The sequence below is a fragment of the Sphingomonas lacusdianchii genome, assembly GCF_022664395.1.
Classification (GTDB): domain Bacteria; phylum Pseudomonadota; class Alphaproteobacteria; order Sphingomonadales; family Sphingomonadaceae; genus Sphingomonas; species Sphingomonas lacusdianchii.
In genome coordinates this window covers 251,081-276,820 of sequence record NZ_JAKRET010000003.1, presented here as the reverse complement: position 1 = coordinate 276,820, position 25,740 = coordinate 251,081, and the positions used below count along the sequence as shown (strand labels likewise).

Here is a 25,740-nt window from a genome sequence, read left to right as displayed (position 1 = left end):
CGTCGCCGCTTCGGCTTCCCATCTGCCGACCATGCTGACCCCGTCCCAAGCCGTCGATCGTGCCCATGCCGCCATGGACCTTGCCAAGCGGCACGGCGCGGATGCCGCCGATGCGATCCTCGTCGCCGATACCGCCTTGTCGGTGTCGGTGCGGCTGGGACAGCTGGAGGATGTCGGCCGGTCGGAGGGCAGCGAGCTGGGTCTGCGGGTGTTCGTGGGCAAGCGATCGGCGAGCGTGTCGACGTCCGACCTGTCCGATGCCGGGCTGGATGCGCTGGCCGAGCGGGTGGTGGCGATGGCGCGCGCCGCGCCCGAGGATCGCTGGGCGGGCCTCGCCCCGGCCGAGCGGCTGCTGCACGGCGCGCCGCCGCTGCTCGACCTCGACGACGGTGGCGCCGTGCCGCCACAGGCGCTGCGCGAGGCGGCGCTGGCGGTCGAGGATGCGGCGCGCGCCGTGCCGGGCGTCAGCAATTCGGAAGGGGGATCGGCCGGCTATAACCGCGCCGTCGTCGCCTTCGCCACCAGCCATGGCTTTGCGCAGGGCTATGCGGTGACCAGCCACGGCATCTCGGCCAGCGTGCTGGCGGGCGAGGGGGCGGGGATGCAGCGCGATCATGCGCATCATTCGGCGCGGCACCGCGCGATGCTGGAGGACCCGGAGAGCGTCGGTCGGCGGGCGGGCGAGCGCGTCGTTGCGCGCCTCAACCCGGTGGGACTGGCGGGCGGGGCGATGCCGGTGGTGTTCGATCCGCGCGTCGGCGGCAGCCTGATCGGGCATATCCTGGGCGCCATTTCCGGGCCGTCGATCGCGCGCGGGACCAGCTTCCTGCGCGACTGTATGGGCCATGCGATCCTGCCGACCAACCTGTCGATCATCGACGACCCGCACCGCCCGCATGGCCTGCGCGCGCGGCCGTTCGATGGCGAGGGGCTGGCGGTGTCGCCGATGGCGCTGGTCGATCACGGCGTGCTGGAGACGTGGCTGCTCGACAGCGCATCGGCGCGGCAATTGGGGCTGGAGCCGACCGGCCATGCCTCGCGCGGATTGAGCGGTCCGCCGGGGGTGACGACCGGCAACGTCCATCTGGCGGGCGGCAGCGGCACGCGCGACGCGCTGATCGCGGATATCGAGACCGGGGTGCTGATCACCGAACTGATCGGGCAGGGGGTGAACGGGGTCACCGGCGATTACAGCCGGGGGGCGTCGGGTTTCCTGATCGAACGCGGCGAGGTGACGCGACCGGTGTCGGGCATCACCATCGCCGGCAATCTGCGCCCGATGCTCGCGTCGCTGACCGCGGCGGGCGATCTGGAGCATCGGCAGGGCGTCAACGTGCCGACGCTCAGGGTCGATGGCATGACGGTGGCGGGTGGCTGACGCTGCGCTGCTCGAACAGGTAAGTGCGATCACCGCCGAGGCGGCGGCGCTGGCGCATGCGCGCTGGCATGGCGATTTCGCAACATGGGAAAAGGCGCCGGGCAATCCGGTGTGCGAGGTCGACCTGACCGTCGACCGACTACTGCGCGACCGGTTGAGTGCGCTGTTACCGGAAGCGGGGTGGCTGTCGGAGGAGACCGCCGACGACGCGGTGCGGCTGGCGAAGCGGCTGGTGTGGATCGTCGACCCGATCGACGGGACGCGCGACTATATCCGCCGGCGTGATGGCTGGGCGGTGTCAGTGGCGCTGGTCGAGGATTGCCAGCCGGTGCTGGGCGTCCTTGACGCACCGGTCCGGCGGCAGCGCTGGACCGCGTCGGCAGGGGGCGGGGCGTGGCTGAACGGGCAGCGGCTGGCGGTCAGCGACCGGATCGACTTTGCCGGCAGCCGGACGCCGGTCGATGCGCTGCCCAAGGCGGACCGCGACCTGCTGATGGTCGCCAAGCCCAATTCGATCGCGCTGCGCATGGCGATGGTCGCGGCGGGCGAGGCGGATTTCCTCGCCACTATTCGCTGGGGCAATGAGTGGGACGTGGCGGCCAGCATCCTGCTGGCGCGCGAGGCGGGGGCGACCGTCACCGACGCGATCGGGCGCAAGCTGCGCTTCAACCAGCCGCGACCGCAATTCTTCGGGGTAATGGCGGCGGCACCCGGCATCCACGCCGCGGCGGTGGAGCGGCTGCGCGACCGGGCGATCGTGGCGCTGGGGAAGCGATAGGAGATACACCCGCCTCATCCCGTAGCCAAAACGTCACCCCGGCGCAGGCCGGGGTCTCTGGCGGCTCCTGTCCCGCCAGCCAACCGGTAGACCCCAGCCTGCGCTGGGGTGACGTGTGTGGCGCAGGGGAGCGGTACGGGTCCTGTCGGATCAGCCGCCATTCATCGGCGTTGTTGCAGAGCGATGGCGATGCAGGCGGCACTTCCCGAACGGACGCGGATTGGCGCGATGGGGGTAACCATCGTGCTGCATGTGCTGCTCGGCTGGGCGTTGATCGTCGGACTGGGCGTCGATGTGCCGCGGGCGGCGCAGAGCGCGCTGGCGACGTTCGACATCCTGCCGCCGCCGCCCGATCCGCCACCCCCGCCGCCGGTGCCGCAGGTCGTGCGGCAGGGGCGGCCGGAGGGGCGGGCGGCTCCCCCCAATATCCGGTCCAAGGCGACCGAGATCGTCGCCAAGCCGCCGGTCGTGCCGCTGCCGGTGCCGCCGCCGGTGGTCACCGCGCCGGTCGCCGGCCCGGGCAGCGATGCGTCGTCGGGAGCGACCGATCGGGTCGGGCCGGGGACGGGTGCGGGCGGCGTCGGCGATGGCCTTGGCAGTGGCGGCGCGGGGGATGGCGATGGCGGCGGCGGCGGAGACACGCCGCCCGAGCAGATCGGTGGCTCGCTGCGCGGCGCGCAACTGCCGCGCGAGTTTGAAGAGGACGGGTTCGTCGGGACGGTCGAGGTCGATTACGTGGTCGAGCCCAACGGCCGCGCGACCGATTGCCGCATCCGCCGGTCGAGCGGCAGCCGCGCGATCGACATCGCGACCTGCCGCCAGATCGAGCGGGCGTTCCGGTTCCGGCCGTCGCGCGATGCGCAGGGGCGGGCGGTGCCGTCGGTCATGGTGCAGCGGCATGACTGGGACGTCGAGCGCTACTGAAAATTCAGGGGTTATCGGCCGAAGTTCAGAAAGTTCACACTTGGGCGGTGTTGGTGCGCGGTCTGGTTCTTGCGTGGCATTCGCAACTGGCGAGGCTTGGCGGGTCGACGGTGAGAAAGAGCCGCCCGGAGGGTAGGCGGCGACGGTGTTGTAGGAAAATGGTTTCGCCGGAAATCGTCAGGCCCGCGCAGGCCGGACCTTTGTCAAGGTCGCCCGATCACGTCAAAATTCCCGTACTCCGGCCTTCGCCGGGGTACGGATTGGAGACTTTCGCAGAGCTTTCCCGTCCGCGCCAATGACCAGTGGGGCGGAAGGCTCATCCAGGATCGATGCTTGCCACGCCGAACGGGTTGTCCTGTTCCCGCTTGACGGTCTTCCGTGCCCTATTGCACGACGGGGCCATCCTGCGGCGGATCAGATGGTCTGGAGCGCGATGCGGTTGCCTTCGCTATCGGTGATTTCGGCGACGAATCCGTCCGGGTCGATCGCGGTCCTGGGAAACAGGATTTCGCTTCCAAGTGCCGTGGCCCGCGCAAGGACCGCGTCGATGTCGGTCACGCGGAAATAGACGACCGCACCGCCGGTCGCGGGGACATAGACGTCGCCTTGCGCCAGCGCGAGACTGGCGCCTTCTGCCCCGTCGGCATGGGGCAGGAAGGCCATCGGATGGCCGTGCACGATCGTCGGCGGATCGAACCGCCACCCGAACACGGCTTCGTAGAACCGCGTCGCCCGATCGAGCCGGGCGACGGGAATTTCAACATGGACGATCGGGTTCGTGCCGGCGACCGTCATTCCTCGCCCTGATACTTGATCTGCAGATACCGCTCCCTCGTCGCCAGGCTATCGAGGTCCCCCTGCGCCAGTTGCTGGGTCATCGCGGCGATTTCGCCGTCGATGATGCGCAGGCCATCGACCAGCTGCTGGTCGGGCGTGCGGCCGTTGCGTTCGACGCGGCGCAGCGGTTCGGGGACGCGTTGATAGCCGCGGATGAGTTCGGGGAGTTGTTCGCCGACCAGCTTGCGAACTTCGGAAGCCGCCATCGGTTCGTCGTCGCCAAGCGTGGCGAGTTGCGCGGACAGCGTGTCCAGCTTCACCCCGATCGCGTCGGCGAGGCTGACGGCGGGGGCCGGCAAAGCGGGGCGCTGCGTCGCCAGCCAGCGTTCGGTCTGCGACGGCAGCGACTTGATCGGAGCCTGTACCAGTTGTTCGATTGCGACCGGGCGCGTGACCGGCAAGGCGGCGAAGAACAGTGTCGCGGCGATCAGCAGCGTCACGACCAGCAGCGCGCCAGCGACGCCGAGCGGGACGAACCAGCCCAGTACCAGCGCGGCAATGAGGATCGCGCCATCGGCCAGCGCGATGCGACCGAGGCGCCGCAGGACCTCCGCCTCACGCCTGCGCCGCGCGCGCGGCGCGACCTGTCCGTGGCGTTCGCGCGCGCGCTCCAGCGTCAGGCTGGCACGTTCCAATACCTCGTCGCTGCGCGACATGGGCCTACATCGCCTCCAGCTTGAACGTCTCGCCCTGACCCGAGGCATTTTGCGACGCGCCCTCGGCCCGGGCGATATAGCCCTTCGATTTCTCGACCTCGTTGCCGAGCGTATTGATGGTGGTCTTCATTGAATCGAGCGCCTTCAGCTTGAAGGTGTCGATCGCGTCCATCGTGTCATAGACATTCTGGAACGCGCGCTGAAGCACTTCGACCGGGATGGTCGAGGCGGCGGCCTGTTCGTGGATCGTAGCGGTCTGCGACCGCAACAGCTTGCCGGTCGATTCGATGATGTTGGCGGTGGTGGTGTTGAGCGCGGTGATCTGTTCGAGGACCAGCTTCTGGTTGGTCAGCGCTTGTGCGACCGTCACCGCGGTGCGCAGCGCGCCGACGGTGGTGGTGCTGGCGCGGTCGACGCCCTTGACCAGCTCGAAATTGTTCTTCTTGACCAGATCGAGCGCGAGATAGCCCTGCACCGTCACCGCCATCTGCGTCAGCAGGTCCTGGCTGCGCTGGCGGACATAGAAGAGCGCGGTCTCGCGGATCGCCTTGGCCTTGGCCGGATCGGAGTGATCCAGCTCGTTGGCCTTGTCCTCCAGCTTCGCGTCCATCTCGCGCGAAAGGTAGATCATCTGTTCGAGGCGACCCATCGCGGTCCACAGATTGGCGCGTTCGGTGTCGATGGCGGCATTGTCCATCAACAACTCGTCCTTGCCCGATTGCAGGCGTTTCAAGATCGAGGCGATATGGCTCTGCGCCGACTTGTATCCGTCGAAATAGTCGCGGACCTTGCTGCCGAACGGGATCATGCCGAACAACTTCTTGGGTTCGAGCAGATTGCCCTGCCGGCCGGGATCGAGATCCTCGATCGTGCGGCGCAGTTGCGCGAGATCGGCGCCAACGCCCGATTCCTGATCCATCGCGCGGACCGGGCGGTCGAGGAAACGGTTCGACTGGCCGGCCGCCTCGCGGATCTCGCGCGCGCCGAGGTTGCTGATCGCATCGACGCGCTTGCCGAATTCGGGCGAATTGACGTCCTGTGCGACCAGTTGCTCGATGAAGTCGTCGACGCGGGTCTGCAGTTCGGTCTTCTTGACGTCGTCGACCGGTACCAGCCCGGCCGCCTTTGCCGCCGGTACGGTCGGCACCGGATCGGGCGGGGTCAGCACCAGCGCGGGTTCGTCGGTCGTCTGCGTCGCCATAAATCCTCCACGTCGTCCGCCGGTTGATGCCATGCGAACGCGGTATCGTTCAACTGTGCTATTTATGTAATACACGCTGGGGGCGCAAGGTCGGGATGGAGTAGAAGGAAGAAGGTTGGTTCACGCGAAGGCGCGGAGACGCGAAGATGGTTCGCACCGGGAGAGCGCTCGCGACCGGGAGACACCTTCGTTCGCTGAACCGATGGGAATGAGGCCGCTGGCGCGAATGAGGTCGGGGCTGGCGCAGCCCCTCCGCGCCTTTGCGCCTTCGCGTGAACCAAACTTCTTCTTCCCTCATGCCGCAACGCAGCAAGGAGGGGACTTCCGGTTTGGCGCGAAATACGCTAAGCGCGCGGCCAATTGCACTCCCGCATGATCCAGGAAATACCATGAGCCTTCGCAACGTGGCGATCATCGCCCACGTCGATCACGGCAAAACCACGCTCGTCGATCAGTTGTTCCGTCAGTCCGGCACGTTCCGCGACAATCAGCGCGTCGAGGAACGCGCGATGGATTCGAACGACCTCGAAAAGGAGCGCGGGATCACGATCCTCGCCAAGCCGACCTCGGTCGACTGGACCCCGCCGGGCAGCGATGAATCGATCCGCATCAACATCGTCGACACCCCCGGCCACGCCGATTTCGGCGGCGAGGTGGAGCGCATCCTGTCGATGGTCGACGGCGTCGTCCTGCTGGTCGATTCGTCGGAAGGCGCGATGCCGCAGACGAAGTTCGTGACCGGCAAGGCGCTGGCGCTGGGCCTGAAGCCGATCGTCGTCGTCAACAAGGTCGACCGCAGCGACGCGCGCATCCAGGAAGTGCTGGACGAAGTGTTCGACCTGTTCGTGTCGCTCGACGCCAATGACGAACAGCTTGATTTCCCGGTGCTCTATGCCTCGGGCCGCAACGGCTATGCCTCGACCGACATGGACGCGCGCGAAGGCACGCTGATCCCGATGTTCGAGACGATCGTTTCGCACGTTCCGGCGCCGAAGGTGGAAGTGGAGGACGTTCCGTTCACCTTCCTCGTCACGCTGCTCGACCGCGACAACTTCCTCGGCCGTATCCTGACCGGGCGCGTCAATTCGGGCACGGTGAAGCTGAACCAGCCGATCCACGCGCTCGACAATGACGGCAATGTCGTCGAAACCGGCCGCGCGTCGAAGATCCTGTCGTTCCGCGGCCTCGACCGCGTGCCGGTCGACGAAGCCAAGGCAGGCGACATCATCAGCCTCGCCGGCCTGACCGTCGCCACCGTGTCGAACACGATCGCCGATCCGCAGGTCACCGAGCCGCTGCATGCGCAGCCGATCGATCCGCCGACGCTGTCGATGCGTTTCGCCGTCAACGATTCGCCGATGGCGGGGCGTGAGGGCACCAAGGTGACGTCGCGCATGATCCGCGACCGCCTGTTCCGCGAAGCCGAATCGAACGTCGCCGTGAAGGTCACGGAAGCTGCCGATCGCGACAGCTACGAAGTCGCGGGTCGCGGCGAATTGCAGCTGGGCGTGCTGATCGAAACGATGCGTCGCGAAGGCTTCGAGCTGGGCATCAGCCGCCCGCGCGTGCTGTTCGGGACCGACGAGAACGGCAACAAGACCGAGCCGTACGAAACCGTCATCATCGACGTGGACGAGGAATATTCGGGCACGGTCGTCGAGAAGATGAACCTGCGCAAGGCCGAGATGACCGACATGCGCCCGTCGGGCGGTGGCAAGACGCGCATCACCTTCTCCGCGCCGTCGCGCGGCATGATCGGCTATCACGGCGAATTCCTGTCGGACACGCGCGGCACCGGCATCATGAACCGGCTGTTCGAAAAATACGGTCCGCACAAGGGCCAGATCGAAGGCCGCAAGAACGGCGTGCTGATCTCGAACGGCGCCGGCGAAGCGCAGGGCTATGCGCTGGGTCCGCTCGAGGAGCGCGGCATCCTGTTCGTGGGCCATGGCGAAGCGCTGTATGAAGGCATGATCATCGGCGAGAACGCCAAGACGGACGACCTCGAGGTCAATCCGATGAAGGCGAAGCAGCTGACCAACTTCCGCGCGTCGGGCGGCAAGGACGATGCGATCCGCCTCACCCCGCCGAAGAAGATGACGCTGGAACAGGCGATCGCCTATATCGACGATGATGAGATGGTCGAGGTGACGCCGAAGAACATCCGTCTGCGCAAGCGCCATCTGGACCCGCACGAGCGGAAGAAGGCGAGCCGGGCGAAGGCCGCAGCGTAAGGCGGACCGGGCAAGGCGTAGCGCCAGCTACGCCGAGCCGCACGAGGTCCGCCCAGCCGGCCTTGCTATCGGCAAGGACAGACGACGTGGCTTCGCCACGTCGGGCGATAAAAAGAACGGCCCCGAAAGCGATTCCGGGGCCGTTTGCTATCCCGGAAAGAACGCCGCCATCGGCCGCGCCGCGCCGGGCGTACCGGCAACCACCGCATGGGTAAGCGCGATGCCCCACGTGCTGAACGCAAACGCCTCCGCAAGCAGGAACGACGCGACGAACGCGCCCCAACCCCGGATCCACGCCGGATGGACCCGGCCGGTCCGGCGGCGCTCGACGACCATCGCGATCACCGGAAAGATCGACGGCGCGATCAGCGCGGCGGCCCACCAGCCCCACGGGATGAGGAACGGCATCGGCAGCAACCGCCCGAAGCCGGGACCGGTCAGCGCCGCCATGCCACAGAACGTCAGCCGGCGATGCCAATCGGTGCGCCGGCGCAGGGCGATGGCCACGCTGCTGATCGTAACGAAATAGAGGATGCCGACCGGGTTGCCGATCAGGAAGGAATTCAGGTCGAGGATCGGCGGCCCGCCATGGTGCCGGGCCGACAGGATCGTGATGCCGATGCCGAGCACTGCCATGAGGGGCAGTAACGCCAGCGCCAGCCAGCCGAGTTGCCGGTGACCGCGCACGGCACCGCCATAGATCAGGACGTTCTGCGCGACGTACAGGATGATCCAGCTGAGAAAGACCGTGCCGTGCAGATGATAGACGAGCGGTAGCGACAGGCTGGATCGGCCGGTCGCGAAATTCAGTGAAAAGCCGGCAATGTCGACCATTGCCATCGCAATCGCTGACAGCAGGAAGAACCGATGCTCGCGTGTTCTTGCCGTCGACGCTTTTGCCAAGGTTGCCATGTGTCACCCCCCGATGAACGAAGCGGATGCATGATAGCATTTACTGACGCATTGCGCGAGGTTACTTGCGCGGTGAGGACGTCATAGCAGCAGCCAGCCTGCCACCCCTCCGACCGCGACGGTCAGCGGCGTGACCCAGCCGCCCTTCAGGCGCCACGCCATGGCCAGCGCTACCGTGAACAGGGCTGCGCCGATCGCGACCGCCTCGACCCGCGCGGCGGTCACCAGCGCCAGTTGCACGAAGGTCGCGGCGATGATCCCGACCACGGCTGCGGCGACTCCGGTCAGCGCGTGGCGCAGCGACGGGGCGTCGACGATCCCCTCCAGCCGTTCGAAGAAGATCAGCGAGAAGGCGAAGGCAGGCAGGAACATGCCGAGCGTAATCGCCAGCGCGCCGGCCAGCCCCCCGGCGACATAGCCGACAAAGGTCGCGAAGATCACCAGCGGCGCGGGGATGACATTGGCGAAGGCGACCCCGTCGAGGAACGCCGCATCGCCGATCCAGCCGCGCCCGACGGTATCGGCACGGACATAGGGGATGGCGGTATAGGCGCCGCCGAACGTCAGCAGTCCACCCTTCAACCCTGCCACGAACAACGCGAAAATCGTCAGCGGCTGCGCGACCGATCCGGCCGGGGCGGGGGCGGCGATGTGCAGCGCGCCGATCGCGGCGACGACGCCCGCCACGGCGATCGCCGCTGCCAGTACCGGCCGGGCCTTCGCCGCATAGACCCCGCCGACCAGCAGGGGAATCCAGAACGGCACGCCGGCCAGCGTCGCGGCGGCGGCGACGACCGCGATCAGCCCCAGCAACCGGTCCTCGATCACATGCTGCCCGATCCGCACCACCGCGCGTAGGATCACGGCGAGGATCGCGACCTGAACGCCGAGCAGCACGCCACCCAGCGCGACGCTGCCCTGTACGACGCGCACGTACAGCCACCCGACCAGCAGCATCAGGCAGAAGCCCGGCAACATGAACCCGAGGCCGGCAAGCAACCCGCCGATCCGACCGCGCGCCAGCACGCCGAAATGGACGCAGAGTTCGTGCGCCTCGGGCCCGGGCAGGACCTGCAACACCGCGAGCAGCCGATTGAACCGCCGCTTGTCAATCCAGCCTTCCTCCTCGACCAGCGCCTGCCGCAGCATCGCGATCTGCGCGACCGGCCCGCCAAAGGCGAGGCAGCCGAAGCGCAGGAACTTGAGGAAAAGCGGGATCAACCCGATGGCGGGCGGACGCGACGATGCGGTGACTTCCATGAACGAACGCTCCCAAGACCGCGCGAACGCGGCCGGTGGAGCGGAACTTGGACGAGCCCGTCTGAACGGGCGTCCGCGATGGCCCGTCCCCCTATTCTTCACACCGCCGCAGACCTGTCAATCGTGGTCAGGTCCGCCGCGTCGTCGCGGTGAAGGCGTCGACGATCGCCTGTCGCATCGGCTTGGCGCGATAGTCGCTGGCATAGGGCAGCGGGCGTTTGGGCAGGCCATCGCGGCGGGTGCCGAATTCGCTCGACTGCAACCAGCTATATTTGTCGACCAGTCCCCAGGTAAGTACTTCGTTCATCTGTGGATAGCTCATCAACAGGTCGAGATAGGCACGGACCAGCAGCGCGGAATCGGCGTCGCGCTGATCGATCGATCCTTCGCGCTGGGTGTCGTTGACGTCGAGTTCGGTGACTTTCAATTTATAGCCCATCGCCACGACCTGATCGAGGAAAGGCTTCATGTTGTTGACGTTATAGTCGGCAATGGAACGCGCGCTGTCGGGCGAGTAGAAGCCGAGATGCGACTGGATGCCGAGCGTGTCGACCGGCACGCCGCGATCCTTAAACCCTTTCAGCAGGTTCAGCACGCCCTGCCGGTGGTTGGGCATGCCGGCGTCCATATAGTCGTTATAGACCAGTTCGGCTGTCGGCAGTTCCTGCCGCGCGGTAATGAAGGCAAGGTCGAGCAACGTGGTGTCGTTGCCGACCGCAGTGGCGAGCGCGTTGGTGCGCAACGCACCGGTGCTGGGCACGATCGCTTCGTTGACGACGTCCCAGCTCTGGATACGGCCGGCGAAGCGGCGGGTAACGGTCTGGATATGCTCGCGGACCAGGCGGCTTGCCTCCGCCTTGGGATCGCTACCGAAGTCGTAGTTGCGCAGCCAGCCGGGGAAGCGCTCTTGCAGATACCATAGCAGGGTGTGGCCACGGACCGGGATGCCCGCGCTTTGGGCGGAGGCGAGCATCGCGTCGATGCGGGTGAAGTCGTAGGTCGTCGAACTGGGGCGGATCGCCTCCCACTTCAACTCGTTTTCGGGGACGAGGATGTTGCAATCCTGTCGAAGCAGCGCGGCATAGTCCGGATTGGTGAAGGATGCCGCGTCGGTCCCGGTGCTGAAGGCGAAGGCGGAGCCGAACCGCATGTTGCGGGAGGCGGCGACCGTGGCGATGCCGGCGGTCGGGCTGGGCGAAGGGGTCGGCGTAGGCGTAGGCGTGGGTGTCGGGGTGGGAGACGGTGTCGGTGTCGGCGCGGGGGTCACGGACCCGCCGGAACCGCTCGATCCGCCACAGGCCGAAACCGCTGCGCCAAGGGCAAGCACCATTGCGCCACGCCGGGTGGTCGTCGCCATCATCATCCTCCCAAAACTGCCGGTTTTTCCCGGTCAGTGGCAATGGTAGCGCAAACATGCCGATTTGCAACCGGATGCTTTGGCGGCCGAATTTCGGACGGCGCACCCCCTCGCACCGGGGCACGGGCGCTGCTATCTCCGCCCCATGCCTCATCTCTATCTTGTCGACGGCTCCGGCTATATCTTTCGCGCCTATCACCGGCTGCCGCCGCTGACCAACCAGCATGGCGAGCCGGTGGGGGCGGTTTATGGCTATACGACGATGTTGTGGCGGCTGGCGGATGCGCTGCACAAGGCGGACGGGCCGACGCATATGGCGGTGATCCTCGACAAATCGTCGAAGACGTTCCGCAACGACCTGTACGACCAATACAAGGCGCACCGGCCGCCGCCGCCCGAGGATCTGGTGCCGCAGTTCCCGATGATCCGCGATGCGACGCGTGCCTTCTCGATCCCGTGCATCGAGGAAGAGGGGCTGGAGGCCGACGACATCATCGCCTGTTATACGCAGGCGGCGCTGGCGCAGGGCTGGGCGGTGACGATCGTCAGTTCCGACAAGGATCTGATGCAGCTGATGACCGATCCGTCGGTTGACATGCTCGACACGATGAACAACCGCACGCTCGGCCCCGACCATGTGCGCGAGAAGTTCGGGGTGGGACCCGAGCAGCTTGGCGACGTGCTGGCGTTGATGGGGGACAGCGTCGACAATGTGCCGGGCGTGCCGGGGGTGGGGCCGAAGACCGCCGCGAAGCTGATCGCCGAACATGGCGACCTCGAAGCCGTGCTCGCCGCCGCGCCGGACATGAAGAAGGGCAAGCTGCGCGACAATCTGATCGAACATGCCGACAATGCGCGGCTGTCCAAGGTGCTGGTGACGCTGAAATGCGATGGCGGGTTGCCCGAACCGCTCGATGCGTTGGCGATGCAGGGGATACCGGAAGCGCCGCTTCGCGCCTTTCTTGAACATCACGGCTTCCGCACGCTGCTGACCAAGCTGTCGACGGTTGCCGACGAACCGGTCGCGCCAGCGGCGGCGCCGGTCGGCGAGGAGGACGAGCCGTCGTGCGACCATGATTCCTACGAAACGGTGGTGACGCAGGAGGCGCTCGACCGCTGGGTACAGGTGGCGCGGCACCAGGGCTGGGTCGCGATCGATACCGAGACGACCGGACTGGACGCGACGCGCGCCGAACTGGTCGGGGTCAGCATGGCGCTGCATCCGAACCTCGCCTGCTATGTGCCGATCGGCCATGGCGGGACCGACATGTTCGCCGAGCGCCCCGAGCAATTGTCGCGCGAGGCGGTGCTGGCGACGTTGAAGCCGCTGTTCGAGGACCCGAGCGTCCTGAAGATCGGGCATAATCTGAAGTACGACATGATCGTCCTGTCGCGCGCGGGGGTCGACGTCGCGCCCTATGACGACACGATCGTGATGAGCTTCGACCTCGACGCGGGCTTGCACGGGCACGGCATGGACGAGCTGGCGGCGACGCATCTCCAGCATAGCTGCATCGCGTACAAGGATGTGGTGGGGACCGGGAAGAAGCAGGTCGGGTTCGGCGAGATCGATCTGAAGACCGCGACCCGCTATGCCGCCGAGGATGCCGATGTGACGCTGCGGCTGTGGCGGCGGTTCAAGCCGCGCCTGCCGTACGAACAGGCGACCAAAGTCTATGAGATGGTCGACCGGCCGCTGGTCCGCGTCATCGCCGATATGGAGATTGCGGGGATCAAGGTCGATGCGCAGGTGCTGGCGCGGCTGTCCGACGATTTCTCCACGCGGATCGCCGCGCTCGAAGGCGAAATCCATGAATTGGCCGGCGTGAAATTCACCATCGGCAGCCCGAAGCAATTGGGCGACGTGCTGTTCGTGACTTTGGGGATTAAAGGCGGGCGCAAGGGCAAGTCGGGCGTCTATTCGACCGACGTCAACGAACTGGAGCGGATCGCCGCCGACAAGGATTCGCCGGGTGCGACGATCGCGGCGAAGGTGCTCGACTGGCGGCAGCTGACCAAGCTCAAGAACACCTATACCGATGCGTTGCAGGCGCAAATCAACCCCGCGACCGGGCGGGTGCATACGTCGTACAGCCTCACCGGAGCACAGACCGGGCGGCTGTCGTCGACCGATCCCAATCTGCAGAACATTCCGATCCGGACCGAGGTCGGGCGGCAGATTCGCGATGCGTTCGTGGCGGAGCCGGGCAATGTCATCCTGGCGGCCGATTATTCGCAGATCGAATTGCGGCTGGCAGCGCATATCGCCGACGTGCCGCAGCTGCGCGATGCGTTCGAGCGCGGCGACGACATTCACAGCATCACCGCGCAGGAACTGTTCGGGGAGGTCAACCGCGACACGCGCGGGCGGGCCAAGACGATCAACTTCGCGATCCTGTATGGCATCAGTCGCTGGGGGCTGGCCGGGCGGCTCGACGTGAGCGCGGAAGAGGCGCAGGCGATGATCGATCGCTATTTCGACCGCTTCCCCGGCATCAACCGCTACATTGCCGAGACGACGCAGAGTGTCAGGACGACGGGCTTCACCACGACGCTGTTCGGGCGCAAGACACATTTCCCGCGCATCAAGTCGAAGGTGCAGCATGAACGCCAGGGTGCCGAACGCGCCGCGATCAACGCACCGATCCAGGGGACCAGCGCCGACATCATCAAGCGAGCGATGGCGCGGATGGGGCCTGCGCTGGCCGAGGCGGGGCTGCACGAGGTGCGGATGCTGTTGCAGGTGCATGACGAACTGGTGTTCGAACTGCCCGAGGGGCTGGTCGAGGCGGCGACGCCGGTGATCCGGCGAGTCATGGAGACGGCGGCCGAGCCGGTCGTGCAACTGTCGGTGCCGCTGGGGGTGGAGATCGGGACCGGGCCAAGCTGGGGCGCGGCGCATTGATGCTGGCGCTGGCATTGGTCCTGCAAACGGCGCCGACGGTAGCGGCGGTCGATCAAATGGTGCCGGCGGAAGCGGGGGCGGCGGTCTTGGGCGGCAAGACACACGAACCGATCGCGGCCGTCGTCAAGGTCGAACCGGGGCATATAGCACCACCGGGATTTGTCGACCGCGACCTGATCGAACAACCGGTGCGAAACGGTAGCGGTTGCGCCCGGCATCGGTGGCGGGCCAGTTTTCGTTCGCCGACGCTCGAGCGGCGAGGGCCGTTCGTCCTTGATACCGTCTACGCCATGACGGAGGTCGCGCTGACCGCGACGTCGGCATGCCCGACGACGGACTATGTTCATCTGAACCCCGGCATAGACAAGATGACGGGGTTGGCGGCACTGGCTCAATTCGAACGGGTCCGAACCGGCCGCGTCCGGGTGGCGTTCGATTGCCGGGACGATACCGGCGATGCAGGGTTCTGTCGGTCGCGGGCGACCATCCTCCGGGAACTTGCCGGTCGCAGGGCATGGATCATGTCGCGGACGGGCGATGGGTTCGCCGTTTCGCTGCAAGGGCAGACGCCAGCGATCGTCATATTACAGGTCCATCCGCGGACGCCGGGTCGCGCCAGCGTGTCGAAAGCATTTCCGCCGCCGTTCTGACACGAAGCAACCGGTCCAACCGTTGCTCGCAAGCCGCACCCCGCGCCCAAAGCGCAACAGGGGGCTATGGGGAGCCGGCGCCCTCGCGTATGACGCCGCGATGATCCAGTACCCGCGCGTCGCGTGACCGACGCGCCGACCCAGCCTGCCGACGATATCGCCGCACTTGCCAAGGGCGGGCGGACGAACGTGTTCGGGTTCGTCCTGCGGCTGGTCGCGCGGTTGCCGTTCCTGTTCATCGCGGGGCGTATCTATGGCCCGGAAATCGTCGGGCGGTTCGCGCTGGCGGTGCTGGTGGTCGAACTGGCGGCGCTGGTCGCGACGCTGGGGCTGAAGCGTGGATTGGCGCAGGCGCTGTCGTCGACCGACCGGCCGCATGCCTATGTCGTATGGGACGCGCTGGCGGTGGCGTTCATCCTGTCGGTCGCGGCGAGTGCGGTGCTGTTCGTGTTTCCGCAGATCATGTACCCGAACAGTCGGGTGATCGGATTCGAGCGGCTGTTGCCGTTGATTGTCTTCGCCATCGCATGGTCCGACGTCAGCCTGGCGGCGCTCGCCTATCGGCTGAACGTCAAGGCGGCGGTGACGGCGCGGGCGGTGATCGAGCCGTGGACGATCTCGATCGCGGCGTGGGGCTTGAGCTATTATTCGACGCGCGACGGGCTCATCATGAGCTATGTGCTGTCGATGGCGGCGGCGCTGGTGGCGTCGATCGTGCCGTTCATCCGCAGCTATGGCCTGCCCTATGGCTGGTCGCCGCATCTGCGGCCGATGCTGGCGCTGGTGAAGCGCAACATGCCGCTGGCCGGGGCCGACGCGATCGAATGGGGCACACGCAACGTCGACCGCTTCATCCTGGGGCTGTTGTTCGGGCCGGCGATCGTCGGCATCTACTACATGGCGCAACAGGTCGCATCGCTGCCGCAGAAGCTGAAGACCAGCTTCGATCCGGTGCTGGGGCCGGTCATCACCCACAGCCTTGCCGCCGGGGACAAGCCGGCGGTCGCGCGGCAGGTGCGGCAGGTCGGCTTCTGGATCATCACCGCGCAGGCGGCGCTGGCACTGGCCGGCAGCATCCCGGCGTCGGGGGTGATGGGCGTGGTCGGGCGCGAGTTCGTCAGCGGGGCGGGGGCGCTGTCGTTCCTGCTGGTCGCCGAGGTGCTGGCGGCGAAGGGCGCGGTGTCGGAAGCGGCGCTGGTCTATATCGCGCGGCATCGCAATCTGATGATCTCATTGGGGCTGCTGACGTTTCAGGTGCTGCTCAGTTTCGCGCTGGTCGCGTTGATGCGCACGCTGGGGCTGCCGCAAAACTATGCCGCGGTCGGGCCGGCGATGGCGCTGGCGACGACGGTCGGGCTGGGGTCGATCATCAAGTCGGGGCTGTTGTCGAAGCTGCTGGGTGTCAGCGTCCGCGATTTCCGGCCGGCATTCATATGGGCGGTGCTGGCGGCGGCGGTGGCCGGGTCGCTCATCATGCGCCTGCCCAAACGCTATGAATGGGCGGAATTGCTGTTCGGCATCCCGATCATGCTCGGCATCTATTTTGCGGTGCTGTGGCGCTGGGCGTTCCGGCCCGAGGACAAGGCGCTGTTCCACAAGAGCGCGGCGGCAAGCGAAGCGCAGATCCCGACCGATCGGTACAAGGTGTAGGGGCCGCTGTTCGTCGTCCGGTGTTGAGCCGAGGCCGTTGCGAATGCCTTCTCGACTACAAACCCCCCGTACCCCGGCGAAGGCCGGGGTACGGAAACGGGGATGCCGTGAAGGTCTCGATATCAGCAGAGGCGACGGGACGGCCGGCGGCGGCGCCTTCTTACCGGAACGGCGGTTCGTTGAACGCGCGCAGCTTGCGGCTGTGCAGGCCGGCGCCTTCGATCCGCAACTGCTCGCAGGCTTCGATGCCGATGCGCATATGTTCGTTGATCGCGCGTTCGTAGAAGCGGTTGGCCTGCCCCGGCAGCTTCAGTTCGCCGTGGAGCGGCTTGTCCGAGACGCACAGCAGCGTGCCATAGGGCACGCGGAACCGGTAGCCCTGTGCGGCGATCGTCGCCGATTCCATGTCGATGCCGACTGCCCGGCTGAGCGAGAAGCGCAGTGCCGAACGACTGAAGCGCAATTCCCAGTTACGGTCGTCGGTGGTGACGATGGTGCCGGTGCGCAGGCGCTTCTTGAGTTCGTCGCCCGACTGGCCCGACACGATCTCCGCCGCACGGGCCATCGCGACCTGGACTTCCGCGATCGCCGGGACCGGGATTTCGGGCGGCAGTACGTCGTCTAGGACATGGTCGTCGCGCAGATAGGCATGGGCGAGGACATAGTCGCCAATCCGCTGGCTGGGGCGCAGGCCGCCGCAATGGCCGATCATCAGCCACGCCTCGGGCCGCATGACGGCGAGGTGGTCGCAGATCGTCTTGGCGTTCGACGGGCCGACACCGATATTGACAAGGGTGATGCCGGTGCCGTCCGCCGCGACGAGGTGATAGGCCGGCATCTGGTGCCGCCGCCATGCGCTGTCGCTGACCATGCGTTCGGCATCGTCGTTGGCGGTGGCCAGCACGCCGCCGGCGCCGGACAGCGCGGTATAGCGGCTGGGCGTGCCGTCGGCGGCGGGCTTCAACTGCTCGCCGGCCCAGCGGACGAATTCGTCGACATAGCGGTGATAGTTGGTGAACAGCACATAGCGCTGGATATGTTCGGGCGGCGTACCGGTGTAATGGCGCAGCCGGGCGAGCGAGAAGTCGGTGCGCAAGCCGTCGAACAGCGCCGCCGGGCGGCTGTCGTCCTGCGCGTTCCACAGGCCGTCGGCGATCTCGTCGCCGATATGCGCCAGTTCGGTCGCCGGAAAGAAGCGCGCCAGTTCGGATGCCGACACTGCGTCGAGGCTAAGCGCATGGCCCGCGTCGAGGACATAGGGGAAGGGGATTTCCTGCCGCCCGGCCACCGCCTCGACCGTGACGTCGTGATTGGCGATCAGCAGGTCGAGCTGTTCGGTCAAATAGGCCGCGAACATCGCCGGCTTGGTGACGCTGATCCGGTATTCGCCCGGCGTGGTCAGCCGGCCATAGGCGCGCGAGGGCATCGGCCGGTCGCTGCCACCGCGATAGGTCAGCCGGATTTCGGGATAGGCGAAGGAGCCGTCGACCCGTGCCGACGACGACGGGCGGGTGCCGTCGGTCAGGTAACGGTCGAGCGCAGCGCGCAGTCGCGCCACGGATGCGGTATAGAGCCGATCGAGTTCGGCGACGATGTCGGAAGCCTGCGTCATCGACCGTGGCTAGGGCGATCGGGAGCTGCAGGTCAAGACCCGGCACACCGCAGGCGCGCCGGGTCGGGGGCGATCAGGTCGCCGAGGGCGTGACCTTCGGCACGTCGCCCTTGGCATCCGCCTCGCGCTTCTTCTCGATCAGCTTCGATGCGCCAAAGGCGGCACCGGCGATCGCGGCGGCGGCGCCGGCAACGATCGCGGCGGTGGCGGCCGGATGGGCCTTCACCGTCTCGGCAGTCGACTTGGCGGTTTCCGCGACCGCCTCGCGCGTCTTGCCGGCGGCGTCGACCACCGCGTCGCGCGATTTGGCGGCGGCGTCGCTCACGCTCTCCTTGGCCGATGCATAGGTGGCCGATGCCTTTTCGGCAAAGCTGCCCGATGCGTCGGCGACGTCGTTGGCGACATCCTTGGTGGTCGTCGGATTGGTCATGACGCTTCCCTTTCCCGTTCGATATGGTTGCGTAACCATTCCTCAACCCGGCAGCGCCCGACCGGTTCCGACATGCGCGTATCGAAACCGGCCGGTCGTATCACATCGCGGCGAGCAGGTTTTCGGCCGAGCTGACCTTGAACTCGCCCGGCGCTTCGACGTGCAGCGCCTCGACCACGCCGTCATTGACCAGCATCGCATAGCGCTTCGACCGGATGCCCATGCCATAGGCGGAGCTGTCCATGTCGAGTCCGGTCGCCTTGGCGAACTCGGCATTGCCGTCGGCCAGCATCGTCACCTTGCCGCCCGCATTGCCCGCCTTGGCCCAGGCGTCGAGGACGAACGCGTCGTTGACCGCGGTGCAGGCGATCTCGTCGACGCCCTTGTCATGGAATGCCTGTGCCTGCTCGACGAAGCCCGGCAGATGCTTGGCCGAGCAGGTCGGGGTGAAGGCGCCGGGCACCGAGAACAGCGCGACGCGGCGGCCGGCGAAGAAGTCACCGGTCGACACCTGATCGGGGCCGTCGGGCGTGACCTTGACCAGCTTGGCATCGGGCAGGCGGTCACCGATCTTGATCGTCATCATCTTCTCCGGGAAAAATTCGGCACGCAACGCTGCGTACCGACGGAGCGTGGGAGCGGTCTCGACCGTTTTCAAGCATGGCGCCCGGATCATCGGGCGATTAGCGTCGGACGACCATGGACCAGACCCGATTCCTGACCGGACAGATATTGCTGGCGATGCCCGGTATCGGCGACCGCCGGTTCGACCATGCGGTCATCGCGATGTGCAGCCATGACGCCGATGGCGCGATGGGCGTCGGCATCGGCGACACGATCGAGCGACTGTCGCTGCACGCGCTGCTCGCGCAGCTGGAAATCGAGCCGGGCGCGGCGCCCGACGTGCCGATTCATCAAGGCGGGCCGGTCGAGACGCGGCGCGGGTTCGTGCTGCACGATGCCGGATGGGGCGGGCAGGACACGATCGACGTCGCGGGCAAATGGGCGCTGTCGGGATCGGTCGACGTGCTGCGCGCCATCGCCGGCGGGACCGGCCCCGAGCGATTCTTGGTCGCGCTTGGCTATGCCGGCTGGGAGGGCGGGCAACTCGACGCCGAAATGTCGCGCCATGGATGGATGAACGTCGACGGCGATGCCGGACTGTTGTTCGACGTGCCGACCGCGCAGCGCTGGCGCAGCGGGTACGACCGGGCGGGCATAGACACGCGGCTGCTGTCGCCGGGGGCGGGCACCGCCTGACAAGGCTTTGTTAGGGGGCGGGCGGCTAGGTTCCCGGCGATGTCGATATCGTCCGCCCTGTGGGAAGCCGTGAAGCCGACGCTGTGCGTGACCGGCTTCGGCTTTTCGATGATGACCGCGGTCGAATTGCTGACGCCGCGCGAACGCCAGTCGCTGCGCGGGCGGCTGCCGGGCCTGTTGTTCTGGGCGATCTGGCTGGCGATCAGCGGCATTGCCTATGCCGGGTTCCGCGTCCTGTGGAGCGCGATCGGCATCCCGCCACTGCTGACGCTGCCGACCGGGGCGGGGTGGGGCGGGCCGGTTTCGTGGGTCGTCGCGCCGGTCGTCGGGGCGGCGATCTACGACTTCTTCTTCTATTGGTGCCACCGGGCGCAGCATCGCTGGCTGTGGCGCTATCACGCGGTGCATCATTCGATCCGCGAATTGTCGGTGGTCAACGCGTATCACCATCCGGTCGAACCCTTTGTCCAGATCCTGCTGATCGCGATCCCGACCAGCCTGATCGCGTCCGAAGCGGGGCCGGTGGTGCCGGCGATGCTGGTGCTGCTGCATCTGCAGGGCGCGTTCCTCCATTCGTCGAGCCACTGGCATCTCGGGCCATTGTCGCGGGTCGTCGTCGACAATCGCTTTCACCGCATTCATCATTCGGTCGGGCCCAGGCATTTCGACCGCAATTTCGGGGCGTTCACGACCATCTGGGACCGGATGTTCGGCACGGCATGGTGGCCCGAGCGCGACGAATGGCCGGCGACCGGCATCGCCGAGGTCGACCAGCCGCGCACGCTGCACCAGTGGATCACCCTGCCGGTGGCCTATGACCGCGCCGTCGCCGAGCCTTCGCCTGCTACCGTCACGAAACAGATATAAAGAAATCTTTATATTCGCATTTGCGTTTCGCCCGACGGGTGGGTAGAGGCGCAGTCATCCGCCATGGGCGCGCCCATGGCCCAAGCTCCAGGAGTATCCATGGCCACCGCCATTGCCGACAAGCAGACCGATTACGTCATCGCCGACATCGGCCTCGCCGATTTCGGTCGCAAGGAAATCGAGATCGCCGAAACCGAAATGCCGGGCCTGATGGCGCTGCGCGAAGAGTTCGGTGCGTCGCAGCCGCTCAAGGGCGCGCGGATCACCGGGTCGCTGCACATGACGATCCAGACCGCGGTGCTGATCGAGACGCTGGTGGCCCTTGGCGCCGATGTCCGCTGGGCGACGTGCAACATCTTCTCGACGCAGGACCATGCCGCCGCCGCGATCGCGGCCAAGGGCATTCCGGTGTTCGCGATCAAGGGCGAGAGCCTCGCGGACTATTGGGACTATGTCGGCGACATCTTCAACTGGGGCGACCAGACCGCCAACATCATCCTCGACGATGGCGGCGACGCGACGATGTTCGCGCTGTGGGGCGCCAAGCTCGAAGCCGGCGCGACGCTGGGCGAGCCGGAGAATGAGGAAGAAGTCGAGTTCCAGCGCGCGCTCAAGGCGTTCATCGCCAAGCGTCCGGGCTATCTGACCGAGACGGTCAAGAACCTGAAGGGCGTTTCGGAAGAAACGACCACCGGCGTCCACCGCCTGTACGAGATCGCGAAGAAGGGCGAACTGCCCTTCCCGGCGATCAACGTCAACGACTCGGTCACCAAGTCGAAGTTCGACAACCTGTACGGCTGCAAGGAATCGCTCGTCGACGCGATCCGTCGCGCGACCGACGTGATGCTGGCCGGCAAGGTCGCCTGCGTCGCCGGCTTCGGTGACGTCGGCAAGGGCAGCGCCCAGTCGCTGCGCAACGGCGGCGCGCGCGTCATGGTCACCGAAATCGATCCGATCTGCGCGCTGCAGGCGGCGATGGAAGGCTTCGAGGTCGTCACGATGGACGAAGCCGTCGAACGCGCCGACATCTTCTGCACCGCGACCGGCAATGCCGACGTCATCACCGCCGAGCATATGGCGAAGATGAAGCCGATGAGCATCGTCTGCAACATCGGTCACTTCGACAGCGAGATCCAGATCGCTGCCCTGTCCAACTATGAATGGGACGAAGTGAAGCCGGGCACCGACCTGGTGAAGTTCCCCGACGGCAAGCAGATCATCGTGCTCGCCAAGGGTCGCCTCGTGAACCTCGGCTGCGCCACCGGCCACCCGTCGTTCGTGATGTCGTCGTCCTTCACCAACCAGGTGCTGGCGCAGATCGAACTGTGGACCAAGGGCGAGAACTACAAGAACGAAGTCTATGTGCTCCCCAAGCACCTCGACGAAAAGGTCGCGGCACTGCACCTCGAAAAGCTGGGCGTGAAGCTGTCGAAGCTGACCCCGAAGCAGGCGAGCTATATCGGCGTGCCGGTCGAAGGACCGTTCAAGCCGGATCACTATCGCTACTGATCCCGTTCAGATTTCGTTGTTTTTGATAGCCCCGCCGGCATTTGCCGGCGGGGCTTTTTGCTGTTGCGCAGATGCAACATTTCGTTAGCAATGTTACTATCATACTTTTGGGTGATTGCGACTGCCGTCGGGTGCCGCCTGTATAACATTAACGTGTTCAACAGGGGGTGTTGCATGATCAAGAACTTATCGGGTCGATCGGTTTCGGCAATCGCGCTGGCGATTGCGTGCCTGCCTTCGACGGCATTGGCGCAGAGCGCCACGGCCGGAACGCAGGACGAGGCGCCGGCATCGCTGCCGGAACAGGCTTCGAAGGATGCCGAGGCCGATGGTGAAGCGATCGTCGTCACCGGATCGCGTATCGCGCGTCCGAATTTCGATTCGATCGAACCGGCGGTCGTCGTCAGTTCCGAACAGATCGAACAGCGCGGTTTCGAGACGATCGGTCAGGCGCTGAACGAACTCCCCGCATTCGGCGTGCCCGGATCCAGCCCCGTCGGTGGCCAGTCGAGCTTCGGTCCCGGGCAGAGTTTCGTGAACTTTCTCGGCCTCGGCTCGGAACGCACGCTGACGCTGGTCAACGGACGTCGGTTCGTCGGTTCCAACACCGCTTCCATTTTCGGGCCGACCGGGCAGGGCGGTAACCAGGTCGATTTGAACGTCATCCCGACCAAGCTGGTCGACCGGGTCGAGACGATCGTCATCGGCGGCGCGCCGATCTATGGGTCGGACGCGATCGCGGGTACCGTGAACGTCATTCTGAAGCGCGACTTCGAAGGGTTCGAACTCGACGGACAATATGGCATTTCCGATCGCGGCGACGCGCCGAACTATCGTGTCCGTGCTCTGGCCGGAAAGAACTTCCTCGATGATCGGCTGAACGTCGTGCTGTCGGGCGAGTATAACGAAGGCAAGGGGCTGTTGCAGACCGACCGTCCCGACATCGGTTTCACCCGGTTTTTCGGTCGTCCCAACGACCGTACTTCGCCCTTCAGTCAGGTCATCTTCGCCGATCGCCGAATCCCGACTATCTCCGAATTCGGCATCCCGCTGGTTTTCGATTTCCTGCCGGTCAGCAAGCAGCAGCAGGCATCGCTGCGTTTTCCGCAGGCCGGTTTCGTCGACGCCAACGGCAATGCGTTGAAGTTCGATGCATCGGGCAATCTGATCCCGATCGATTTCGGCCGGTCGTTCGGGCCGCTGAACGCGGCCGGAAACCCGACGACGTTCCAGATCAACGCTGATGGCGGCAACGGCTACAGCCTAGTCCCGCTCAACAACCTGTTGACCGATACGCAGCGCTACAACGCCAATATGCTGCTCAGCTTCCAACTGACCGATGAACTGCGTCTGTTCGGCGAAGGCTGGTACAGCCGCAGCCAGGGCGTCAACCTGCGCGATCAGCCGGAATATAACAGCTATCTGTTCGGCTATGCCGGAACGCCCGCCGGTGCGATCATCCTGTCGACCGACAACCCGTTCCTGTCGCCGCAGGCGCGCAGCATCATCCAGGCGCAGACGGAGGACGACGTCTTCTACCTGAATCGCGCCAACACCGACGTCACGACCGGGCGTTCGACCGGCAATGTCGAAATCCAGCGCTATGTCGCCGGTATCGATGGCAAGTTCATGTCGCCGTTCGGTCGCGAATGGACGGTCGAGATCGTCGGCAACTATGGCCGTTCGGAAACCAACGCGCGCACGCCGATGATCGTGACCCAGAACTTCCTGAACGCGGTCAACGCCGTCCGCGACGCGAGCGGCAACATCGTCTGCGCACCGGGCGCGGTCAATTCGCCGGCGCCGACGATCAGCACGACCTGCGCGCCGCTCAACCTGTTCGGGGCGCAGACGTCGCAGGCGGCCCGCGACTATGTCACTGCGATCGGCACGCCGAATTCGGTCAACAAGCAGCGTATCTTTACGGCATCGTTGACCGGCCCGCTGTTCAAGCTGCCCGGCGGCGATTTCTCCGTGGCGCTCGGCTATGAACATCGGGAGGAAAGCCAAGCGTTCGATCCTGGCACTGCCTATTCGGGCGGTCCCGATCCCGATCCGACGACCGATGCTGATGGTGACGGCAATCCGGCCAACGACCGCGTGCCATATGGCCAGTTGGTCATCATCCAGCCGTTGAGCGGCAGCTACAACACCGATGAGGTGTTCGGCGAAATGCGTGCGTCGCTCATCAGTCCGGACAACGACATCCCGTTCATCCATTCGCTGGAATTGCAGGGGGCTGCTCGGTATGTCGATCACTCGATCGCCCGCGGCGATACGACCTGGACGGCCGGCGGCAGTTGGCAGCCGATTGCGGACATCACCATTCGCGGCAACTATACTCGCGCGATCCGCGCGCCGTTCATCACCGAAGCGTTCAATCCCGCGTCGAGCTTCTACGGCTTTGCCACCGATCCGTGCGATCAGGCCCAGCAAAATCAGGGCGCGAACGCGGCCACGCGTGCCAGGAACTGCGCCGCTGCCGGCATCCCCGCGAATTTCGACGCACTATCGGACGATGCGAGCTTCCTGCAGGCGGTGGCCGGCAACCGTAACCTGCGCAACGAAAAGTCGAAGGCTTTCACGGTCGGAACGGTACTTCGGCCAAGCTTCCTGAAAGGTTTCACGACGTCGATCGACTATGTCGATATCGAGGTGAACGACGTCATCAGCCAGCTGAGTTCTGACCAGATCGTTGCGAACTGCTATGATTCGCCCGATTTTCCGAACAGTCCGTTCTGCAGCCTCGTTCGTCGTGACCCGGACAATCAGTTGAGCTTCATTCAGACCGGTTACTTCAACGGCGCGGCGCTGAACTACAAGGGCATCCTGGCCGCGGTGGACTATCGCACGCCGGCCGGGCTGCTTGGCGGCGGCCGGACGCTGGGGCTGAACGTCAGCTACCAGTATCTCGACACGCTGACCTACACGGCGGAACGTGGCGCACGGCCGTCGCAAACCGACAATGGTATCGGTTATCCGAAACATTCGGCCGTCGGTACGCTGACCTATAACGACGAGTTCCTGACGACGTACGTTCAGGTCAATTATACCGGCCCCGCGTCGCTGGATCCCAACGCAACGGCGTTTTTCCGCACGCCAAACAAGGTCAACGACGTTGCGTTCGTCAATCTCGGCTCGACCTTCCGCGTCAACGATACGTTCAGCATGCGACTGGTCGTCGACAACGTCTTGGATCAGAAGCCGCCTTACCCGGTGCCGACCGGCGGTGGCACGGTATCCTACTTCCCGGGTGTCTTGGGACGCTACTTCCGCGTTGGAGCCTCGGTCGCCTTCTAACCATCTGTTCGGCGGCGGAA

General features: G+C 65.8%; 21 protein-coding genes. 12 read left to right on the top strand and 9 right to left on the bottom strand.

Going from position 1 to position 25,740, the window contains the following annotated elements:
• Window positions 1-31 precede the first annotated feature (31 nt).
• From MF607_RS06215 to MF607_RS06205, 3 genes are all read left to right on the top strand, one after another.
• Complete coding sequence (locus MF607_RS06215; protein WP_242116810.1) at window positions 32-1,378, top strand: TldD/PmbA family protein; 1,347 nt, start codon at window positions 32-34, stop codon at window positions 1,376-1,378.
• A complete protein-coding gene (locus MF607_RS06210) occupies window positions 1,371-2,156 on the top strand; it encodes a 3'(2'),5'-bisphosphate nucleotidase CysQ (protein WP_242116697.1) in 786 nt (261 codons plus the stop codon). The genes MF607_RS06215 and MF607_RS06210 overlap by 8 nt, the downstream gene beginning before the upstream one ends.
• A 183-nt stretch (window positions 2,157-2,339) precedes the next feature.
• Window positions 2,340-3,080 (top strand): TonB family protein, encoded by a 741-nt coding sequence (locus tag MF607_RS06205; RefSeq protein ID WP_242116696.1) that lies wholly within the window; start codon window positions 2,340-2,342, stop codon window positions 3,078-3,080.
• Between the two features lie 414 nt (window positions 3,081-3,494).
• Here the strand turns inward: MF607_RS06205 and MF607_RS06200 are convergent, their stop codons facing one another.
• From MF607_RS06200 to MF607_RS06190, 3 genes are read right to left on the bottom strand one after another with little or no spacing between them, the layout of a single operon-like run.
• Window positions 3,495-3,875: a VOC family protein gene (locus MF607_RS06200; protein ID WP_242116695.1), complete on the bottom strand. Its 381-nt coding sequence runs from the start codon at window positions 3,873-3,875 to the stop codon at window positions 3,495-3,497.
• Window positions 3,872-4,573, bottom strand: coding sequence for a hypothetical protein (locus tag MF607_RS06195; protein ID WP_242116694.1), 702 nt, complete (start codon window positions 4,571-4,573; stop codon window positions 3,872-3,874). Before MF607_RS06195 ends, MF607_RS06200 begins: the two co-directional genes overlap by 4 nt.
• 4 nt (window positions 4,574-4,577) lie before the next feature.
• Window positions 4,578-5,774 (bottom strand): toxic anion resistance protein, encoded by a 1,197-nt coding sequence (locus MF607_RS06190; protein WP_242116693.1) that lies wholly within the window; start codon window positions 5,772-5,774, stop codon window positions 4,578-4,580.
• A gap of 389 nt (window positions 5,775-6,163) precedes the next feature.
• Between MF607_RS06190 and typA the strand changes: the two genes are divergently transcribed.
• Entirely contained in the window at window positions 6,164-8,008 is a 1,845-nt protein-coding gene (gene typA, locus MF607_RS06185; RefSeq protein WP_242116692.1) for a translational GTPase TypA, read from the top strand.
• 147 nt (window positions 8,009-8,155) lie between these two features.
• On the opposite strand, the gene MF607_RS06180 is transcribed toward typA, so the two are convergent.
• The 3 genes from MF607_RS06180 to MF607_RS06170 form a co-directional block, all read right to left on the bottom strand.
• Window positions 8,156-8,842, bottom strand: a complete 687-nt coding sequence (locus tag MF607_RS06180; protein ID WP_242116691.1) for a hypothetical protein — start codon at window positions 8,840-8,842, stop codon at window positions 8,156-8,158.
• Window positions 8,843-9,001: 159 nt separating this feature from the next.
• Window positions 9,002-10,180 carry a chromate efflux transporter gene (gene chrA / locus MF607_RS06175; RefSeq protein ID WP_242116690.1) on the bottom strand — a complete coding sequence of 393 codons (1,179 nt, stop codon included), beginning with the start codon at window positions 10,178-10,180 and terminating at the stop codon, window positions 9,002-9,004.
• A gap of 127 nt (window positions 10,181-10,307) precedes the next feature.
• A complete protein-coding gene (locus MF607_RS06170; protein ID WP_242116689.1) occupies window positions 10,308-11,330 on the bottom strand; it encodes an endo-1,4-beta-xylanase in 1,023 nt (340 codons plus the stop codon).
• Here MF607_RS06170 and MF607_RS06165 point away from each other — a divergent pair.
• The 4 genes from MF607_RS06165 to MF607_RS06150 all read left to right on the top strand — a co-directional run bounded on the left by MF607_RS06165 (window position 11,329) and on the right by MF607_RS06150 (window position 16,742).
• The gene (locus MF607_RS06165; RefSeq protein WP_242116688.1) at window positions 11,329-11,586 is read left to right on the top strand and encodes a hypothetical protein; all 258 of its coding nucleotides are present in this window, start codon (window positions 11,329-11,331) and stop codon (window positions 11,584-11,586) included. The genes MF607_RS06170 and MF607_RS06165 overlap by 2 nt on opposite strands.
• Window positions 11,587-11,682: 96 nt before the next feature.
• Window positions 11,683-14,442 (top strand): DNA polymerase I, encoded by a 2,760-nt coding sequence (polA, locus tag MF607_RS06160; protein WP_242116687.1) that lies wholly within the window; start codon window positions 11,683-11,685, stop codon window positions 14,440-14,442.
• Complete coding sequence (locus MF607_RS06155; RefSeq protein WP_242116686.1) at window positions 14,442-15,092, top strand: hypothetical protein; 651 nt, start codon at window positions 14,442-14,444, stop codon at window positions 15,090-15,092. The genes polA and MF607_RS06155 overlap by 1 nt, the downstream gene beginning before the upstream one ends.
• A gap of 123 nt (window positions 15,093-15,215) precedes the next feature.
• Complete coding sequence (locus MF607_RS06150; RefSeq protein ID WP_242116685.1) at window positions 15,216-16,742, top strand: lipopolysaccharide biosynthesis protein; 1,527 nt, start codon at window positions 15,216-15,218, stop codon at window positions 16,740-16,742.
• Between the two features lie 160 nt (window positions 16,743-16,902).
• On the opposite strand, the gene MF607_RS06145 is transcribed toward MF607_RS06150, so the two are convergent.
• From MF607_RS06145 to MF607_RS06135, 3 genes are all read right to left on the bottom strand, one after another.
• The gene (locus MF607_RS06145; RefSeq protein ID WP_242116684.1) at window positions 16,903-18,354 is read right to left on the bottom strand and encodes an AMP nucleosidase; all 1,452 of its coding nucleotides are present in this window, start codon (window positions 18,352-18,354) and stop codon (window positions 16,903-16,905) included.
• A gap of 73 nt (window positions 18,355-18,427) precedes the next feature.
• Entirely contained in the window at window positions 18,428-18,784 is a 357-nt protein-coding gene (locus MF607_RS06140; RefSeq protein WP_242116683.1) for a hypothetical protein, read from the bottom strand.
• 100 nt (window positions 18,785-18,884) lie between these two features.
• The gene (locus tag MF607_RS06135) at window positions 18,885-19,367 is read right to left on the bottom strand and encodes a peroxiredoxin (protein WP_242116682.1); all 483 of its coding nucleotides are present in this window, start codon (window positions 19,365-19,367) and stop codon (window positions 18,885-18,887) included.
• 116 nt (window positions 19,368-19,483) lie between these two features.
• Between MF607_RS06135 and MF607_RS06130 the strand changes: the two genes are divergently transcribed.
• The 4 genes from MF607_RS06130 to MF607_RS06115 all read left to right on the top strand — a co-directional run bounded on the left by MF607_RS06130 (window position 19,484) and on the right by MF607_RS06115 (window position 25,720).
• Window positions 19,484-20,044: a YqgE/AlgH family protein gene (locus tag MF607_RS06130; protein WP_242116681.1), complete on the top strand. Its 561-nt coding sequence runs from the start codon at window positions 19,484-19,486 to the stop codon at window positions 20,042-20,044.
• A gap of 39 nt (window positions 20,045-20,083) precedes the next feature.
• Window positions 20,084-20,911 (top strand): sterol desaturase family protein, encoded by an 828-nt coding sequence (locus MF607_RS06125; protein WP_242116680.1) that lies wholly within the window; start codon window positions 20,084-20,086, stop codon window positions 20,909-20,911.
• A 99-nt stretch (window positions 20,912-21,010) separates the two neighbouring features.
• Window positions 21,011-22,420 carry an adenosylhomocysteinase gene (gene ahcY, locus MF607_RS06120; protein WP_242116679.1) on the top strand — a complete coding sequence of 470 codons (1,410 nt, stop codon included), beginning with the start codon at window positions 21,011-21,013 and terminating at the stop codon, window positions 22,418-22,420.
• Between the two features lie 174 nt (window positions 22,421-22,594).
• Complete coding sequence (locus MF607_RS06115; protein WP_242116678.1) at window positions 22,595-25,720, top strand: TonB-dependent receptor domain-containing protein; 3,126 nt, start codon at window positions 22,595-22,597, stop codon at window positions 25,718-25,720.
• The last annotated feature ends 20 nt before the right edge of the window (window positions 25,721-25,740 follow it).